Genomic DNA, 16,681 nt, shown 5'->3' on the forward strand with positions numbered 1-16,681 from the left:
GGTCAACTGCGGGCAGACCCCGCGCTTTTATCTTCTACGGGAGAACACTATGGGATTCCAGCAAGGCCTGAGCGGTCTCGACGCCGCCTCTGCAAACCTCGACGTGATCGGCAGCAACGTGGCAAACGCCAACACTGTCGGCTACAAGAAATCGACCGCCGAGTTTGGCGACGTGTACGCACGCTCGCTGGTGGGGGCGTCCGACAACCAGATCGGCCAGGGCGTGAGCGTGACCAAGGTGTCGCAGTCGTTCACGCAGGGCAACGTGACAAACACCGGCAACCCGCTGGACATCGCCATCAACGGCACGGGCTTCTACCGCATGGTCGACCCGTCCAGCGGCCAGGTGTCGTACACGCGTAACGGCCAGTTCCAGACCGACAAGAACGGCTTCATCATCTCGGCCACCGGCCAGAATCTGACCGGCTACGGTGTGGACTCCACCGGCAAGGTCAACACGGCCGTGCTGACCAACCTGAAGATTCCCGTCAACGACCTGGCGCCGCTGGCCACCACCAACACCGCGTTCGGCGTGAACCTGGATGCCGCCGCCACGGTGCCGACCACCACGCCGTTCTCGCCCACCAACTCGGCCACGTTCAACCACTCCGTTTCGGAACAGGTGTACGACGGCACGGGCACGGCCCACATGCTGACCAACTACTACGTGCGCACCGCCGCAGGCTGGGATGTGTACTCGCAAGTGGACGGCAACAACCCGACCGGCGGCAACCCGGTGACGTCGCTCACGTTCAACAGCAGCGGCCAGCTGACTTCCACGCCGAGCAAGATCGCCACGGCCTTCCCCGGCATGAGCATCGCCAGCATGGATTTCACGGGCACCACGCAGTACGGCGGCGGCTACAACGACACCGCCCCGGGCGTGACGCAAGACGGTTACGCCACCGGCCGCCTGGCCAGCTATGCGGTCGGTACCGATGGCACCGTCACCGCGCGCTACTCCAACGGCCGCACGGCAACGCTGGGCCAGGTTGCCATGGCCAACTTCAAGTCGCCGGAAGGTCTGCAGAACATCGGTGGCAACCAGTGGGTGGAAACGTCCAACTCGGGCGCCCCCAACCTGGGTACGCCGGGCATGGGTTCGTTCGGCCTGCTGCAGTCGTCGGCGGTGGAGCAATCCAACGTGGACCTGTCTGCCGAGCTGGTCAACATGATCATTGCCCAGCGCTCGTATCAAGCCAACGCGCAGACCATCAAGACGCAGGACACCATCCTGCAGACCCTGGTGACGATGTAATCGTCGTTGCCCGAAGCTGACTGACCGCACACCAAGGACACTCGTATGGACCGCTCGATCTACGTGTCGATGACTGGCGTAAAGCACCTGTTCGATCAACAGGCTGCCAGCGCCAACAATCTCGCCAACGCCAGCACCACCGGCTTCAAGGCGCAGATCGACGCGTTCCATACGGTGGGTGTGCAAGGCGATGGCTCGCCCACGCGCAGCTATGTGATGGCATCGGCTATCGGTACGGACCTCGCGCCTGGCCCGATCGAGACCACGGGCCGCAGCCTGGACGTGGCCATCGACGGGCAAGGCTTCTTTGCCGTGCAGACGCCCGATGGCGGCGAGGCTTACACCCGCGCCGGTACGTTCCAGCTCGGTCCTGACGGCACGATCCAGACGCTCTCCGGCCAGCCGGTGCTGGGCGACGGCGGCCCGATCACGCTGCCGCCCGACACCACGGTGCAGTTTGCCAAGGACGGCACGGTCAACGCGATCAGCGCGGACAGCCGTACGCCGCCCGTGTCGCTGGGCCGTCTGAAGCTGGTGAGCATCGACCCGTCGAACATCGACCGCGGCGCCGACGGCCTGTTCCGCCAGCGCGACGGCCAGGACGCCGATGTGGATGAAAAAGTTCGTGTGACAGGCGGGGCGCTGGAGGGCAGCAACGTCAACCTGACCGACTCGCTGGTCAACATGATCGAAATCTCGCGCCAACTGGAAATGCAGATGAAGTCGCTGCACACGAGCGACACGAACGCCCAGTCGGCCAATGAACTGCTGCGCCACGCCTGAACGGCCGGCGCAATGAATTGAATCAACCAAGGACTCGAACATGATTCGCTCCCTGTGGATTTCCAAAACCGGGATGGACGCCCAGCAATCGCAGCTGGATGTCATCTCGAACAACCTGGCGAACGTCAACACGACGGGCTTCAAGCGCTCGCGCGCCGTGTTCGAAGACTTGCTGTATCAGAACGTGCGCGAGCCGGGTGCGCAGTCGTCGCAGCAGACCACGCTGCCTTCGGGCATGCAGATCGGTACGGGTACGCGCATCGTCGCCACCGAGCGTCTGCACACGCAGGGCAACCTGCAGCAGACGGGCAACTCGACTGACGTGGCCATCAACGGCAACGGCTTCTTCCAGGTGCAGATGCCCGACGGCACGCTGGCCTACACGCGTGACGGTAGCTTTCAGATCAACGCGCAGGGGCAGCTCGTGACCTCGAGCGGTTACCCGGTCCAGCCGGCCGTGACGGTGCCGCAGAACGCCACCAGCCTGACCATCGGCAAGGACGGCGTTGTGACGGTCACCACGCCGGGCGCGGTCAACAACACGCAGGTGGGCACGTTCCAGTTGGCCAACTTCATCAACCCGGCCGGCCTGCGCAGCATGGGCGAAAACCTGTACGCCGAAACCGAAGCGTCGGGCACGGCCAACCTGGCCAACCCGGGCTCGAATGGCGTGGGCGCGCTCAATCAGAACTACGTTGAAACGTCCAACGTGAACGTGGTGGAAGAAATGGTCAACATGATCCAGACGCAGCGTGCGTATGAGATCAACAGCAAGTCGGTCCAGACGTCGGACCAGATGCTGGAGAAGCTGTCTCAGCTTTGAGCTGACGGCGCAGTTTTTGAGGATGTAGTGCGATGCATACCCCCCCGGTTTACTCGCTCCAGAATGGCAAGCACAGCGGCCGCGCTGTGTCTGCTGTTCGAGTCGTTCGATTGGCCGTGCTTGGCACGGCCGCCTTGCTCGCTACGGCGTGCGGCATGCTGCCGCCGCCGGCCCCGATCGTGCAGGGTCCGACAACCGCGCGCCCACCGATGCCGGTGATGGCGCCGCGCCAGAACGGGGCGATCTACCAGGAAGTGGCATCGGGCAGTGGTGGTTTCCGCGGGATGTTTGAAGACCGCCGCGCCCACATGGTGGGCGACACGATCACGATCGTGATCACCGAGAACACGGCGGCCAGCAAGCAGACCTCCGGCAGCGTCAACCGCACGGGCAGCATGAGCGCTTCGGTGCCGACCTTCGCCGGCATGAACGCTGGCGTGCTCTCGCTGCTGGGTGTGTCGGCCAGCGACGCCAACAAGTTCGACAGCAAGGGCGCCAACGGTGCGCAGAACAACTTCACGGCCACGATTACCGTGACCGTGGTGGAAGTGCTGGGCAACGGCAACCTGGTGGTCAGCGGCGAGAAGCAGATGGCCGTGGGCCAGGGCACCGAGTCGATCAAGTTCTCCGGCGTGGTCAACCCGACCACCGTCAACAATCAAAACACCGTGCTGTCCACCCAGGTGGCGGACGCACGCATGGAATACCGCGGCACGGGCTATGTGGCCGAGTCGCAGCAGATGGGCTGGCTGTCGCGGTTCTTCCTGACCGTGTCACCGTTCTAAGGGATCTGCCATGACTTTGCATCGAACGAGGTTGTATCGAACCCTTGGCGCGGCCCTGGTGGCACTGAGCGCAATCTCGGCGGTTGTTCCGACAACGGCACACGCGGATCGCATCAAGGATCTGACCACCGTTGCCGGCGTGCGCGACAACGCGCTGATCGGCTACGGCCTTGTCGTCGGCCTGGACGGCAGCGGCGACCAGACCACACAAACCCCGTTCACGGTCCAGAGCTTCAACAACATGCTCACGCAGTTCGGCATCAATGTGCCGGCCGGCGCGAGCATCCAGCTCAAGAACACCGCCGCCGTGGTGGTGACGGCCACGCTGCCTGCCTTTGTGCGGCCAGGCCAGACCATCGACGTGACGGTGTCGTCCATCGGTAACGCCAAGAGCCTGCGTGGTGGCACGCTGCTGCTCACGCCGCTCAAGGGCGTGGATGGCCAACTTTACGCATTGGCACAAGGCAACGTGGTGATTGGCGGCGCGGGCGCATCTGCCAATGGCAGCAAGGTGCAGATCAACCAGCTCGGCGCTGGCCGAATCGCCAATGGCGCCACGGTGGAGCGCGCCGTGCAGGCCACGGTGGGCGAGGCGGGCAGTATCCAGCTCGATACCGGCACGACGGATTTCGGCACCGTGCAGAACATCGTCACGGCCATCAACAAGCAGTTCGGCTCGGATACGGCGCAAGCCGCGGACGGCCGCACGGTCAACGTGCGCGCACCGGCCCTGGCGTCGGACCGCGTCGGTTTCCTGGCCAAGCTCCAGAACATTGACGTGACGCCGGCGCTGGCCGCCGCACGTGTGGTGATCAACGCCCGCACGGGCTCGGTGGTCATGAACCAGCTCGTCAAGCTCGAGCCCTGCGCGGTGGCGCACGGCAGCCTGTCGGTCACCATCAGCACAGATCCGGTCGTGAGCCAGCCGGCGCCGTTCTCGCAAGGGCAGACGGTGGCCGCAGCGCGCTCGAACATCGAGGTCAAGCAGCAAGGCGGCAGCCTTATCAACGTGAAGGGCGGCACCAATCTGGCGGACGTGGTCAAGGCCATCAACGCGATTGGCGCCAACCCGCAAGACCTGATCTCGATCCTGCAGGCGATGAAGGCGGCCAATGCGCTGCGCGCCGATCTGGAAATCATCTGACGCTGGGGAGGCCACGATGAACCAAACCGACCTCACCAGCCGCCTGGCGCTCGATTCCAAGGGTTTCGAGTCGCTCAAGCAAACGGCGCGTACCGACCCGACCGGCGCCGCCAAGACCGTCGCCAAGCAGTTCGACGCGATCTTCGTGAACATGATGCTCAAGCAGATGCGCGATGCAACGCCGCAGAACGGGCCGCTCGATTCGTCGTCGAGCAAGATGTACACGTCGATGCTCGATCAGCAGCTTTCGCAGACCATGGCCTCGCGCGGCGTGGGCGTGGCAGACCAGCTTCTGAAGCAGATGCTGCGTCAGGCCACGCATGTGAACCCGGATGCGGGCGGCAAGGTGAACACCGCCCTGTCCAACACGACGGCCACCAATACCGCGCTGCCAGGTGCTGCCGGCTCCACGAGCGATGCCGCCAAGGCCATCGCCCGCTCGTCGCTCAACAGCATGGCCGCGGCCGTCGCGCCAGGCACGGAAGACGACGGTTCGGGCATCAGCACTGTGCCGCGCCCGGGCTTGGAAGAACGCGTGCAACGTGCACTGGCCGCCCTGCGCAAGCAGGCGGATGCGCAGGCGCAGACCCCGAGCGCGCCGCCCGACGTTGACCTGTCGACGGTGGCGTCTGAGCCGCGCGGCGAGCGCATGACCAGCTTCTACAACAAGCTGATCGGCCACGCATCGCAGGCCGCGCAGGAAACCGGCATTCCGGCCAACTTCATGATCGGCCATGCCGCGCTGGAATCCGGCTGGGGCCGTCGCGAGATCAAGGCAAAGGACGGCACGAACACGCACAACCTGTTCGGCATCAAGGCCGGTGGCTCGTGGGCCGGCAAGACCGCCACGGTGACGACCACCGAATACATTGGCGGCGTCGCCCATAAGGTCCAGGAGAAATTCCGCGCCTACAGCTCATATGCCGAGGCGTTCAAGGACTACGCCAACCTGCTGGCCAACAACCCGCGCTACAGCAACGTTGTGGCGGCCGGCAACGGCAACGACGCGGCATCGTTCGCCAAGGGCTTGCAGCGCGCGGGCTACGCCACCGATCCGAACTACGCCCACAAGATCATGGCGGTGCTCAAGCAGATCGTTTGAGTGATCCAAGAAGCATATTTTGGCGACGACGGCCGGCTCAAGTTTGCGCTTGTCCGGCCGATGTTGTTTCTAGAGCTTATTTCGGCGGCGTCATGCTGCCCGCACCGAGACAACTATGAGCAGCTCCCTTCTGAATATTGGCGCGTCCGGCCTGCGGGTTGCCGATATCAACCTGCAAGTGACCGGCAACAACATTGCCAACGCCAGCACCCCCGGCTATTCACGCCAGGAAGCCGTGCAGACGGAAAACATTCCGCTGTACGCCGGCGTGGGCTATCTCGGCCAGGGCGCCAATGTCACGACAGTCAAGCGCATCTACGACCAGTTCCTGACTGCGCAGGTACAAAGCGGCCAGGCTTCGACCAGCGCGGCCGACCAGCTCAACAGCCTGGTGTCGGGCCTGAGCAAGTACATGTCGGACAGCAACAGCGGCCTGACTTCGTCGCTCACCAGTTTCTTCAATGCCGCCGATGGCCTGGCCTCCAAGCCGTCGGATACCACCGCTCGCCAGGTTTTCCTGAACGCGGCCGCGGGCCTGCAAAGCCGCTTCAATTCGATTGCCGGGCAGCTGAGTTCGCTCAGCAACCAGGTCAATACGCAGGTGCAGACGCAGATCAGCTCGGTCAATGGCACCGCGCAGCAGATCGCTTCGTTGAATGATCAGATTTCCAAGGCGGAAGCGTCGACCGGCCAGCCGGCCAATGATCTGCGTGACCAGCGCGACCAGCTCGTGCAGACGCTCAACCAGTCGATCAAGGCGAGCGTGGTGCAGACCGGCGACGGCCAGTTCAACATCTACGTGGGCAACGGCCAGGCGCTGGTGCAGGGCAATCAGAGCTACCAGTTGACGGCGGTGCCGTCGCAGTACGATCCGACGCAACTGTCGGTGGGGTACAAGAGCCCGGGCGGCACGGTCAACATCGACGACAGCCAGCTCGGCGGCGGTGCGCTGGGCGGCCTGATGGACTTCCGCAGCAACACGCTCATTCCGGCGCAGAACAGCCTGGGCCGCCTGGCCACGGCCGTGACGGCCGACGTGAATGCGCAGAACAAGCTCGGCATGGACGCCAACGGCAAGATGGGCACGGACCTCTTCTCCGTGGCCAGCCCGAGCGTTGCACCCAGCACCAACAACACCGGCAGCGGCACGCTCACTGCCAGCATCACCAACGCCAATGCGGGGCAAGGCTACGACTATCAGGTCAAGTACCAGGGCGGCGCCTACACCGTTTCGCACTATCCGGACGGCTCCGCCTCTGTAACGGTGTCGAGCTGGCCGACCACGATTGACGGCGTCACGCTGAACCTGTCGGGCACGATGAACAGCGGCGATTCCTTCCTGGTGCGTCCGACCGCCAACGCGGCCGCCACCATGCAGACGCTCACCACCGACTACCACAACGTGGCCGCGGCCTCGCCCGTGGTGCTCAACCAGGGCAGCAACAACACGGGCAGTACCACGGTGTCGTCGTTGGGCGTGGACAGCACGTATGCCGGTTCGCCGCTCACCTCGCCAATCAACCTGACGTACAGCTCGGCCGTCGGCGGCTCGCTGTCGGGGTTCCCGGGCAGTGTGACGGTCACGGCGGGCGGCACGTCCACCACGTACACGGGCGGCACGGCGCCGTACACGCAGGGCGCGACGTATGCGTTCAACGGCGTGCAGATGACGCTTTCGGGCTCGCCCGGCAATGGCGACACGTTCACCATTTCGGCCAACACCGCCAACAGCACCGACAACGGCAACGCCAGCGCGCTGGCCAAGCTGCGCAACAGCAACCTGCTTGACGGCGGCACGACGTCGATCGGCACGGCGTGGAACAACCTCGTCACCCAGGTGGGTGTGCAGGCCAACCGGGCCAGCACCAACCTGACCTCGCAGAAGGCGCTGCTGGCCAGCTCCACGCAACAGCAGCAGTCGGTTTCCGGGGTGAACCTCGATGACGAGGCGATGAACCTGATGAAGTATCAGCAGGCCTACCAGGCCTCGGCCAAGGTGATGCAGACGGCCAATTCGCTGTTTGCCAGCTTGCTGTCGATTGCCGGCGGCTGATCGGGGCGGCTGAAGAAATCGCCCCGCCTGCCGATAACGTCCTAAAGCCCTACCGTCCGGACCGATCATGCGAGTCAGTACCGCCCAATTCTTTGCAGCGTCTTCCGCTTCGATGCAGAACACGCAATCGAACCTGCTCACGTTGCAGCAGCAGATTGCGAGCGGCATCGCGCTCAACAGCGCGGGCGACAACCCCAGCGCGTTTGGTCAGATGGCGCAACTGCAGCAAACGCAGGACGCCAACGATCAATACCAAGCCAATCGCGACGCCACCGACGCGCGTCTGACCAACGTGTCTTCGGCGCTGACCAACCTGGTGACCACGCTGCAGCAGGGCAAGCAGACATTGGTGGGGGCCAACACCTCGCTGATGACGGATTCGCAGCGCATTGGTGTGCTGGCGCAGGTCAAGCAGCAGTACCAGCAGTTGCTGTCGACGGCCAACCAGCGCGATGCCGCAGGCGTGGCCCTGTTTGGCGGCGCCAACGGCACGACCGATCCTTTCACGAATACCAGCGGTTCCGTGCAGTACGTTGGTAGCGGCCAGCCGCCCACGGTGCAGGTGTCACAGAACATTTCGATGCCGAATTCGGTGTCGGGCGATTCGGTGTTCGTGCGCATCCCCAACTCGGATACGTCCAACCCGAACACCAACCAGAGCATCTTCAAGACGTACGAGAACCTGATCTCGGCGCTGTCGACCCCGATCAGCGCGGCCACCCAGGCCACCGACGTCGCGAACCTGCAAAAGGCCGTGCAGACGGCGCAGGGCAATCTGGACAACGCCTATCAGGTCGCCCTGCAAGCGCAGGTGACGGTGGGCACTCAGCAAGCGCAGATCACCACGCTCAACAGCAGCGGCTCGAACTACGGCGAGCAGTTGAAGGAGCAGATCTCGAAGCTGCAATCGGTGGACTACACCACCGCCATTTCGCAGTTTTCTCAGCAGCAGGTGTCGCTGCAGGCCGCGCAGAAGACGTTCACGGCAATGCAGGGCATGTCGCTGTTCCAGTACATCAATCCGTGATCTGTCGCGGGCAGACGGTGGGGTGGCGCGGCGTATCATGTCGGCTAACCTACCGTCAGGACTGGTCATGCCTATCCAGTATCTTCGCCGCCTGACCAGCCCGGAACGCTCAGAGGATGCCAACCGGCGCCTCGGTCAGTCGCTGGCCTTCGTGGCGGGCGCCGCCAACGCAGGCGGATTCCTCGCCGTCAAGCAATACACCTCCCACATGTCCGGCATCGTCTCGGCGATGGCCGACTCGCTCGTGCTGGGCGATATTGTCCTTGTGCTCGCCGGCTTCGCCTCGCTGCTGGCATTCCTTTGCGGTGCCGCCTGCACGGCGGTGCTCGTCAACTGGGGCCGCCGGCGCAGCACGCAGAGCGAATTCGCGTTGCCGCTCATGCTCGAAGCCGCGCTGTTGTTGCTGTTCGGCCTGATGGGGACATCGCTGGGGCAATACCGTGTCGTGTTCGTGCCGGCCACCGTGGCACTGCTGTGTTTCCTGATGGGGCTGCAGAACGCCATCATCACCAAGATTTCGAAAGCGGAAATCCGCACCACGCACGTGACCGGCCTGGCCACCGATATCGGCATCGAAGTGGGCAAGGCGCTCTACTGGAACCACGGGCACCGCAACCTGCCGGCCGTCGTAGCCAATCGGCCCAAGCTGCGATTGTTGGCGTCGTTGCTGGGGATGTTCTTCGTGGGCGGCGTGGCGGGCGCGTTGGGCTTCAAGTATCTGGGTTATGCCGCCACGATTCCGCTGGCGTCCATCCTGATGCTGCTGGCCGTTGTGCCAGTGGTGGATGATTTGCTGGCGCGTCGTCGGTAAACGGGCCCGGGCTGCATCGGCCCGGGCGTGCGCAGCGGCGCTCCCCTCAGCCTATTTCCCGCCGGCATACCTCGTGCAGTGTATTCAGGCGCCGCACCGGATTGACCACGAACGGATTCGTTTCGTCCCAGGCGTAGCCCGCCAGGATGGCGCTGATCATGCGGCGGATGCCTGGAGAATGTCGTGGGTGGAAGATGATGTCCTGTAGCTCGCCCGAGTACCACCGGTCGACGAAGGCGCGGAACGTATCGACGCCTTTGCGTAGCGGCTTGTCGTAATCGGCAAGCCAATCGACGGTTTCGCCGTTGAGTTGGCGTACGAGGACGCGCGTCGCCAGGTCCGCCGAGCGCAATGCGATCGTTACGCCTGACGAGAACACCGGGTCCAGGAACTCGCCCGCATTGCCCAGCAACGCATAGCCTGGCCCATAGAGGCGCTCTACATTGGCCGCGTAGCCACCGATCTGTCGCACGGGCATGAGGAACGGCGCGTCGCCAATCAGCGCTGCGATATTCGGTTCGGCCTGGATCAGCTTGCGCAAGGTCGCTTCGCGCTCTGCCTCCGGCACGTCGAGGAAACTCGCTTCGGCTACGCAGCCGACTGACGAGCGACCGTTGGCCAGCGGGATCATCCAGTACCAGACATCGCGCCGCTCGGGGTGAACGGCGATGCAGATCTTGTCGCGATCGGTGCTGCCGGCGGGCAAGGCGTCGCGCACGTGCGTGAACAGCGCCGCACGGGTTGGCATGCGGGTCGGCGCTTCAAGATTCAGCAGGCGCGGTAGCACGCGGCCAAAGCCGCTTGCGTCTAGCACGAAGCGGGCATGAACGGCATAAGCGTTCCCGGCTTCGTCTTCAACTTCCAGCACAGGCGCATCGCCCGGCTGCATCGCGCGCACGGTGTGGCCGAAGCGAACGTCGGCGCCTTGTTCGGCGGCGCTTTTGATCAGTGTTTGATCAAACACCGCGCGTTCAACCTGATACGTGGTGCCCCAGCCAGTGGAATGCTTGTCTCGGAAATCGAAGGAGGCGTGCTTGTCCTGATGTACGAAATACGCCCCGTTCTTGTACTGGAATCCTGCTTCCACAACCGCTTGCAGCATGCCCGCCGCTTCAAGGTAGGCCATGCTTTGGGGCAGCAGGCTTTCGCCAATGGAGAAGCGCGGGAAGTGCTGGCGTTCGAGCACCAGCACATTGCGCCCGGCGCGCTGCAGCAAGGCTGCTGCTACCGCGCCTGAAGGGCCCGCGCCAATGATGGCGACGTCAACATGTTCGTGCTTTTCGATTGCTTGGGTAGTTGTGTGCATTATCGGTTGTGATTTTCGTTGTCTTTTCGCGGCCGGCCGAGATAACGCACGAGATTACGTCTTCCCAAACGCTTTGAAAACCGGCGATCGATGTCGGTACAATGCGCCAGCCTTGAAAACCCGTTTTGATTTTCAGACCAACACCATTCATCCATGGATACCACTTCAACGCCTGCGCATATCGGATCGTTTGTTCCGGAAACCGCCTTCGGCATCTGGTTTCTGCGCACGTATACGTGGGAGCACCATGTGCTGCGTGTTGCAATCAATGACCTCAAACGTCTGATCACCAAACCGCTGCCTGCCGCGCCGGTCCTGGTGGATGTGGGGTGCGGACAGGGCATTTCCTTTCGGTTGTTGGAGCAAGCGTTTGCCCCGCAACGGATTGTCGGGGTGGACTGCCATGCGCCTTCGCTGGAGGCGTCCCGTAGGGCGGCCCGTGCCATCGGCACGCCGGTCGACATCCTGCATGCCGATTGCGCGGCGCTGCCCTTGCCTGATGCCTGCGCAGATATCGTGTTCTGCCACCAGACGTTTCATCATCTTGTCGAACAGGAGCGCGCATTGGCGGAGTTCCGCCGCGTATTGAAGCCAGGCGGCGTGCTGCTGTTCGCTGAATCGACCGACGCGTATATCAAGTCGTGGGTCATCCGGTTGCTGTTCCGTCATCCGATGCATGTGCAAAAGAGCGCGGACGGGTATCTGCAAATGCTGCGTGCGGGCGGTTTCGATTTTGACCAACGTAACGTGTCGCTACCGTATCTCTGGTGGAGCAGGGCGGCGGATTTCGGCTTGTTTGAACGCCTGGGCTTGCACCATCCGAAGCCGGGCAAGCGGCGCGAGACGCTCGTCAATGTCGCCGCCACCAAGTTGGCTGCCTGAGGGGTCGCCGACCGATCTCTCTGGCCGGCGGCGCCCGCTGGCCACTACTTCTTCAGGGTTACAACCTCGCCCTTCAGTGCAACGCCCGACATGAGCGCGCCCGAACCGCAGGTGAACTCCGTGGCGCTCTCGGTCAGCTTGTTCTTATAGTTGCTCTTGATATTGATGACCGCGTTGCCACCCAACTGGCGCGCACGTTCCTGCAGCGCCAGCACGGCAGACAGGAACACATACTGGCACGCCGCTTCATCGCTGCGGCCGACGCCATTGGTCTTCTTGTTGGTGGCAATCTCGCCCATCGATTTCTCGACCGCCGCGTGCTTCTGGCCGGCGAAGACGAGCGCGATATCGCTGCCCACCTTGTCGGAACCTTCGCTCTTAAGGGCCGCATCGAGCGAGTACGCCTCGACATCGTTGCGGGCAAACGCGGCGGTGCTCACCGTGGCAACGCACAGCACGGCCAGCATCAGGTGACGCTTCATTCCAGACTCCTGTAACGAGTGTGAGTGGGTGCGGACGACGAACGCCGATTACTTGGCCGCCTCGACCGTGACCAACTCGCCGCTCACGCGCAATGCCGCCGATACGCCACTGACACCGCAGGTGTAGTTGTTCACGTCGTTGCTCTCGGTCGAGTGGAACCACGTCTTGATGTTGATGACGGCATTGGCGCCACGGTCGTGCGCGGCGCTTGCGAGCTGGCGCAGGGCATCGGCCAGCGTGGCGTTGCAGATTTCGACCTCCGTGGCGGTCTTGCGTGCCGGGTGGGACGACTTCGTGACTTCACCCAGGCTGGACACCACTGCCGGGTGCGCCTGGTTGCCGAAGTAGAGCGCCACGCCGGGGGCGAATTGCTGCGATTGCAGCACGGGCTGGATCGGGTACGTCATGACTTCTGTGCGCGCGTGTGCAACCTGCGTGAGCATGGCAAGCGCGCTGGCGGCCAGCAGTAGTTGTTTCTTCATTGAGAGCACTCCTGTCTTCTTATTGCGTTGAGAAAATCGCCGAGGATGGTGTCAGATCACGGCGTCGAACATCAGCCCGGCGCAACTGCCGCCGAACCCAAAGGAAATCGATAGCGCACGCTCGATGCGAGCGGCACGCGATTGGCGCACCAACGGCAGGCCGACAACCGCGGGGTCGAGTGTTTCGATACCGGCCGAACCCGCAATGAAGCCGTCTCGCATCATCAACAAGGTATAGATGGCTTCCTGCGCGCCCGCCGCCCCCGGGGGATGTCCGGTGAGGGCCTTGGTGGATGAGAACGGCGGCATGGCGGTACCAAATACGGTTTGCAGGGCAAGCAGCTCTTCCACGTCGCCAGAGGGTGTGGATGGGCCGTGCGTATTGATGTAGTCAGGGCGGGTGCCGGCATCATCCACTGCGCTCTGGATTGCACGCGCAATGCCCGGTGCACGCGGCGATACCATCGAGCCGACGTCGGTGCTCTGCCCGAAGCCGGTCAGTTCCGCATAGATCCGGGCGCCACGGGCGCGTGCGTGCGTAAGCGATTCCAGCACCAGCATGCCGGCGCCGGAAGCCAGCACGAAGCCGTCGCGTGCCACATCGTACGGGCGTGATGCGCGCTCGGGCGCGTGCGCCGGTGCACGCGACAGCGCGCCCATGGCATCGAAGAACATGGCATAGCTGTCGTGTAGTTCTTCAGCACCGCCGGCCAGCATGATGTCTTGCTGCCCTGAGCGGATCCATTGCGCAGCCTGACCAATCGCCAGCGCCGACGTAGTGCACGCCGATGACGGTGAGTAGCTGATGCCGCCAAACCCGAACACCTGCGCAAGGTTGGCCGACACCGTACTGCTCATCACCTGCGGCACGATATAGGGCGATGCCCGTTCCACGCCGCGCGCACGTACGGCGTCCAGTGCGATGTCATACGCGGCCAATGCACCGCTACCGGAGCCTGCCACCAAGCCCGCGCGCGGCGTCTGCAGAGCCGTCGATTCCAGTCCAGCATCGCCGATGGCGTTGCGTGCCGCGTGGCACGCCATGCGCGCGGTCTCGCCCATGAAGCGTTCGAACTTGCGTGCAAACGGCGGAGCGCCCTCAACTGAGGCCAAGCCTGCGATCTGGCTCGACAGCCCCAGCGCCTGCCAGGCCGGAACGTGCGAGAGGCCCGAGCGGCCGTCGCGCAGCGCCGCAGAAACCCCATCCAGCGTGTTACCCAGGCAACTTACGATACCCAGGCCCGTCACGACCACGCGTTCCGGTGCAGCCAAGGGGCGCGAAGTGCTAAGCGACATCAGGCAGCGCGCTTGAAGATCAGCGACGTGTTGATGCCGCCAAACGCGAAGTTGTTGCTCATCACGTGCTCGGTATCAAGGGTGCGCGCGCTGCCGGCGATGTAGTCGAGCGGTGCACAGGCCGGGTCGACGTTCTCGAGGTTGAGCGTGGGCGCGTACCAGTTGCGCTTCATCATCTCGATGGTCCACCACGCTTCAATGGCGCCGCATGCGCCCAGCGTATGACCGATATAGCTCTTGAGCGAACTGATCGGCATCGTGGGGCGGAAGACCTCGGCCGTGGCCAGGCTCTCGGCCACGTCACCGAGGTCTGTGGATGTGCCGTGCGCGTTGACGTAGCCGATGGCGTCCTGCGGCAGGCGTGCATCCTGCAGCGCCAGGCGCATGGCCTGGCTCATGGTGGCCGCGGTAGGTTGCGTCATGTGTGCACCGTCGGAATTGCAGCCGAAACCGACGACCTCGGCATGGATGCGCGCGCCGCGCGCGCGGGCGTGGTCGTAGTCTTCCAGCACCAGCGTGGCTGCGCCTTCGCCCACGACCAAACCATCGCGGGCTTTGTCGAACGGGCGAGGCGTGAGGTGCGGCTCATCATTGCGCGTGCTGGTGGCGTACAGGGTGTCGAATACAGCCACGGCTGGTGCGGACAGTTCCTCGGCGCCGCCGGCCAGCATCATCGTCTGTTTGCCGGTCGCGATGGCTTCATAGGCATAGCCGATCGCCTGGCTGCCCGATGCGCACGCGCACGATGTGGGAATGACTCGGCCCTTCAAATCCCAGAACAGCCCGACGTTGACCGCCGTCGTGTGCGGCATCATCTGCACGTAGCTGTTGGATGTGACGCCCTGCATCGAGCCCGTGTCCAGCATGTTGCCGAACGCGCGGATGGGCTGCACCGAGCCTGACGACGAGCCATACGCCACGCCCATGCGGCCATCGGCGATGGAGGTGTCTCCCGCCAAGCCTGCATCGGCCAGGGCCAGCTCGCTTGCGCGCACGGCGTACACCGAGACAGGTCCCATTGAACGGGTCTTCTTGCGTGGGTACTCCGCCGGTGTGGTGAAGGCCGGCAGCGGGCACGCCAGCCGCGCGTGCAGCGTGTCGAAGTAATCCCACTCCGGCATACGCCGAACGGCATTGCGGCCCTGTTCGAGGGCCGATTGGATTTCACTCCACTCAGAGCCGAGGGCGGTAACACCGCCCATGCCGGTGACGACAACCCGTTTCATCAGATCATCCCGCCGTTGACACCGATGACCTGGCGCGTGACGTACGACGCCGCATCCGACATCAAAAAGCCCACCACCGCAGCCACCTCGGCTGGCTGGCCGACGCGCTGCATCGGTACCGTCTGGAGTGCGTGGTCCAGGTGTTCGACGTGGGACAGCATCTCGGTTTCGACCAGACCCGGGGCTACGCAGTTGACGGTGATGTTGCGTGAAGCCAGTTCCACTGCCAGGGCCTTCGTTGCACCAATCAGGCCGGCCTTGGCCGCGCTGTAATTGACCTGCCCTCGATTGCCCATCACGCCCGAGACCGATGCGATGGTGACGATGCGCCCCCCCTTGCGTGCACGCACCATTGGCATGGTGAGTGGGTGCAGGACGTTGTAGAAACCGTCCAGGCCGGTTTCGAGCACGATGTCCCAGTCTTCGTCCGTCAGGGCGGGGAAGGCGGCATCGCGGGTGACACCCGCGCACAAAACGATGCCGTAGTAGGCACCGTGCGCTTCGACGTCGGCCTCGAGCTGCGTACGGCAGGCGTTGCGGTCGCGTACATCGAACTGGAGCACGCGGGCCTTACCTGCATTCGCACCCTGCGCCTGGATACCGGCGACAACGGCATCGGCCTCGTTGCGGCCACTGCGGCAATGCACCGAGACGTCAAACCCGTCGGATGCGAGCTGATAGGCGATGGCGCGGCCGATGCCACGGCTTGCGCCCGTCACAAGAACACGGCGGCTCATATCGTGAGACTCCCTTCGATGAATGCTTGAAAATCGGTCGGCTGGTAAACCTTGATGATGGCGTGGGCCAGGGGCTGTCCGCCCGCACTGATTGTGCACTCGTACGCGCCATGACCCTCGGCACCGCGCAACAGCTCGCGTGCCTCCACGCGCAACGGCTTGCCTTGTTCAAACGCGGGAACGCTGGCCTCGTACTTGCGCGAACCAAGCAGCACGCCGGGCCGCGCTGGTTGACCAGCGCGCGTCGAAAGCAGGCCGACATGTGCTGCAATGGCCTGCGCCATCAGCTCAATGCCGATCCACGCGGGCATGTTGCCGCGGGTGTCGGCATACCAGGCGGCAGGGTCGACATGTGCAACCGCCGCAAGAAATTCGTCATCCCAGGATTCGACGCCTGCGAGCAGCAACATCGTGCCGCGATGCGGCAGGATCGATTCGATGGGAGCCAAGGGGAAAGCAGCCCTCACTTCGGTATCAGTCATG

The 16,681-nt window shown here is 63.8% G+C and carries 17 protein-coding genes; 10 read left to right on the plus strand and 7 right to left on the minus strand.

Translation table 11 applies throughout. The features are described 5' to 3' along the window. Positions 1–49: 49 nt before the first annotated feature. From flgE to M1D44_RS18385, 9 genes are all read left to right on the plus strand, one after another. A complete protein-coding gene (flgE, locus tag M1D44_RS18345; RefSeq protein ID WP_024977568.1) occupies positions 50–1,258 on the plus strand; it encodes a flagellar hook protein FlgE in 1,209 nt (402 codons plus the stop codon). Positions 1,259–1,303: 45 nt separating this feature from the next. Then, a complete protein-coding gene (gene flgF, locus M1D44_RS18350) occupies positions 1,304–2,041 on the plus strand; it encodes a flagellar basal-body rod protein FlgF (RefSeq protein ID WP_024977569.1) in 738 nt (245 codons plus the stop codon). Positions 2,042–2,081: 40 nt separating this feature from the next. After that, positions 2,082–2,864, plus strand: a complete 783-nt coding sequence (gene flgG / locus M1D44_RS18355; RefSeq protein WP_112187279.1) for a flagellar basal-body rod protein FlgG — start codon at positions 2,082–2,084, stop codon at positions 2,862–2,864. Positions 2,865–2,896: 32 nt separating this feature from the next. Continuing rightward, the gene (locus tag M1D44_RS18360) at positions 2,897–3,649 is read left to right on the plus strand and encodes a flagellar basal body L-ring protein FlgH (RefSeq protein ID WP_024977570.1); all 753 of its coding nucleotides are present in this window, start codon (positions 2,897–2,899) and stop codon (positions 3,647–3,649) included. A 10-nt stretch (positions 3,650–3,659) separates the two neighbouring features. After that, the gene (locus tag M1D44_RS18365; RefSeq protein WP_024977571.1) at positions 3,660–4,793 is read left to right on the plus strand and encodes a flagellar basal body P-ring protein FlgI; all 1,134 of its coding nucleotides are present in this window, start codon (positions 3,660–3,662) and stop codon (positions 4,791–4,793) included. A 16-nt stretch (positions 4,794–4,809) separates the two neighbouring features. Beyond that, entirely contained in the window at positions 4,810–5,895 is a 1,086-nt protein-coding gene (flgJ, locus tag M1D44_RS18370; protein ID WP_316853567.1) for a flagellar assembly peptidoglycan hydrolase FlgJ, read from the plus strand. Positions 5,896–6,010: 115 nt separating this feature from the next. Further along, positions 6,011–7,948 carry a flagellar hook-associated protein FlgK gene (gene flgK / locus M1D44_RS18375; protein WP_316853568.1) on the plus strand — a complete coding sequence of 646 codons (1,938 nt, stop codon included), beginning with the start codon at positions 6,011–6,013 and terminating at the stop codon, positions 7,946–7,948. Between the two features lie 67 nt (positions 7,949–8,015). Next, positions 8,016–8,975: a flagellar hook-associated protein FlgL gene (gene flgL, locus M1D44_RS18380; protein WP_024977574.1), complete on the plus strand. Its 960-nt coding sequence runs from the start codon at positions 8,016–8,018 to the stop codon at positions 8,973–8,975. Between the two features lie 67 nt (positions 8,976–9,042). Then, positions 9,043–9,786, plus strand: a complete 744-nt coding sequence (locus tag M1D44_RS18385) for a YoaK family protein (protein WP_024977575.1) — start codon at positions 9,043–9,045, stop codon at positions 9,784–9,786. Between the two features lie 46 nt (positions 9,787–9,832). Here the strand turns inward: M1D44_RS18385 and M1D44_RS18390 are convergent, their stop codons facing one another. After that, positions 9,833–11,092, minus strand: coding sequence for an NAD(P)/FAD-dependent oxidoreductase (locus M1D44_RS18390; RefSeq protein WP_316853569.1), 1,260 nt, complete (start codon positions 11,090–11,092; stop codon positions 9,833–9,835). A 153-nt stretch (positions 11,093–11,245) separates the two neighbouring features. Here M1D44_RS18390 and M1D44_RS18395 point away from each other — a divergent pair, with 153 nt between their 5' ends. Further along, complete coding sequence (locus M1D44_RS18395; RefSeq protein WP_316853570.1) at positions 11,246–11,974, plus strand: class I SAM-dependent methyltransferase; 729 nt, start codon at positions 11,246–11,248, stop codon at positions 11,972–11,974. A gap of 44 nt (positions 11,975–12,018) precedes the next feature. Here M1D44_RS18395 and M1D44_RS18400 read toward each other — a convergent pair whose 3' ends face one another. Genes M1D44_RS18400 through M1D44_RS18425 form a run of 6 tightly spaced genes read right to left on the minus strand, consistent with a single transcriptional unit; the run spans position 12,019 to position 16,680 of the window. Further along, positions 12,019–12,456 (minus strand): hypothetical protein, encoded by a 438-nt coding sequence (locus M1D44_RS18400; RefSeq protein ID WP_024977578.1) that lies wholly within the window; start codon positions 12,454–12,456, stop codon positions 12,019–12,021. 48 nt (positions 12,457–12,504) lie between these two features. Continuing rightward, positions 12,505–12,939: a hypothetical protein gene (locus M1D44_RS18405; protein ID WP_024977579.1), complete on the minus strand. Its 435-nt coding sequence runs from the start codon at positions 12,937–12,939 to the stop codon at positions 12,505–12,507. Positions 12,940–12,990: 51 nt separating this feature from the next. Continuing rightward, the gene (locus M1D44_RS18410) at positions 12,991–14,235 is read right to left on the minus strand and encodes a beta-ketoacyl synthase N-terminal-like domain-containing protein (RefSeq protein ID WP_316853571.1); all 1,245 of its coding nucleotides are present in this window, start codon (positions 14,233–14,235) and stop codon (positions 12,991–12,993) included. After that, positions 14,235–15,461 carry a beta-ketoacyl-ACP synthase gene (locus tag M1D44_RS18415; protein WP_316853572.1) on the minus strand — a complete coding sequence of 409 codons (1,227 nt, stop codon included), beginning with the start codon at positions 15,459–15,461 and terminating at the stop codon, positions 14,235–14,237. The genes M1D44_RS18410 and M1D44_RS18415 overlap by 1 nt, the downstream gene beginning before the upstream one ends. Continuing rightward, on the minus strand, positions 15,461–16,198 hold the full coding sequence (locus M1D44_RS18420; RefSeq protein ID WP_316853573.1) for a 3-ketoacyl-ACP reductase FabG2: 738 nt from the start codon (positions 16,196–16,198) through the stop codon (positions 15,461–15,463). The genes M1D44_RS18415 and M1D44_RS18420 overlap by 1 nt, the downstream gene beginning before the upstream one ends. Then, positions 16,195–16,680, minus strand: a complete 486-nt coding sequence (locus M1D44_RS18425) for a hotdog family protein (RefSeq protein ID WP_316853574.1) — start codon at positions 16,678–16,680, stop codon at positions 16,195–16,197. Before M1D44_RS18425 ends, M1D44_RS18420 begins: the two co-directional genes overlap by 4 nt. Position 16,681: the final 1 nt, after the last annotated feature.

It is taken from the genome of Ralstonia sp. SA306 (genome assembly GCF_054792405.1).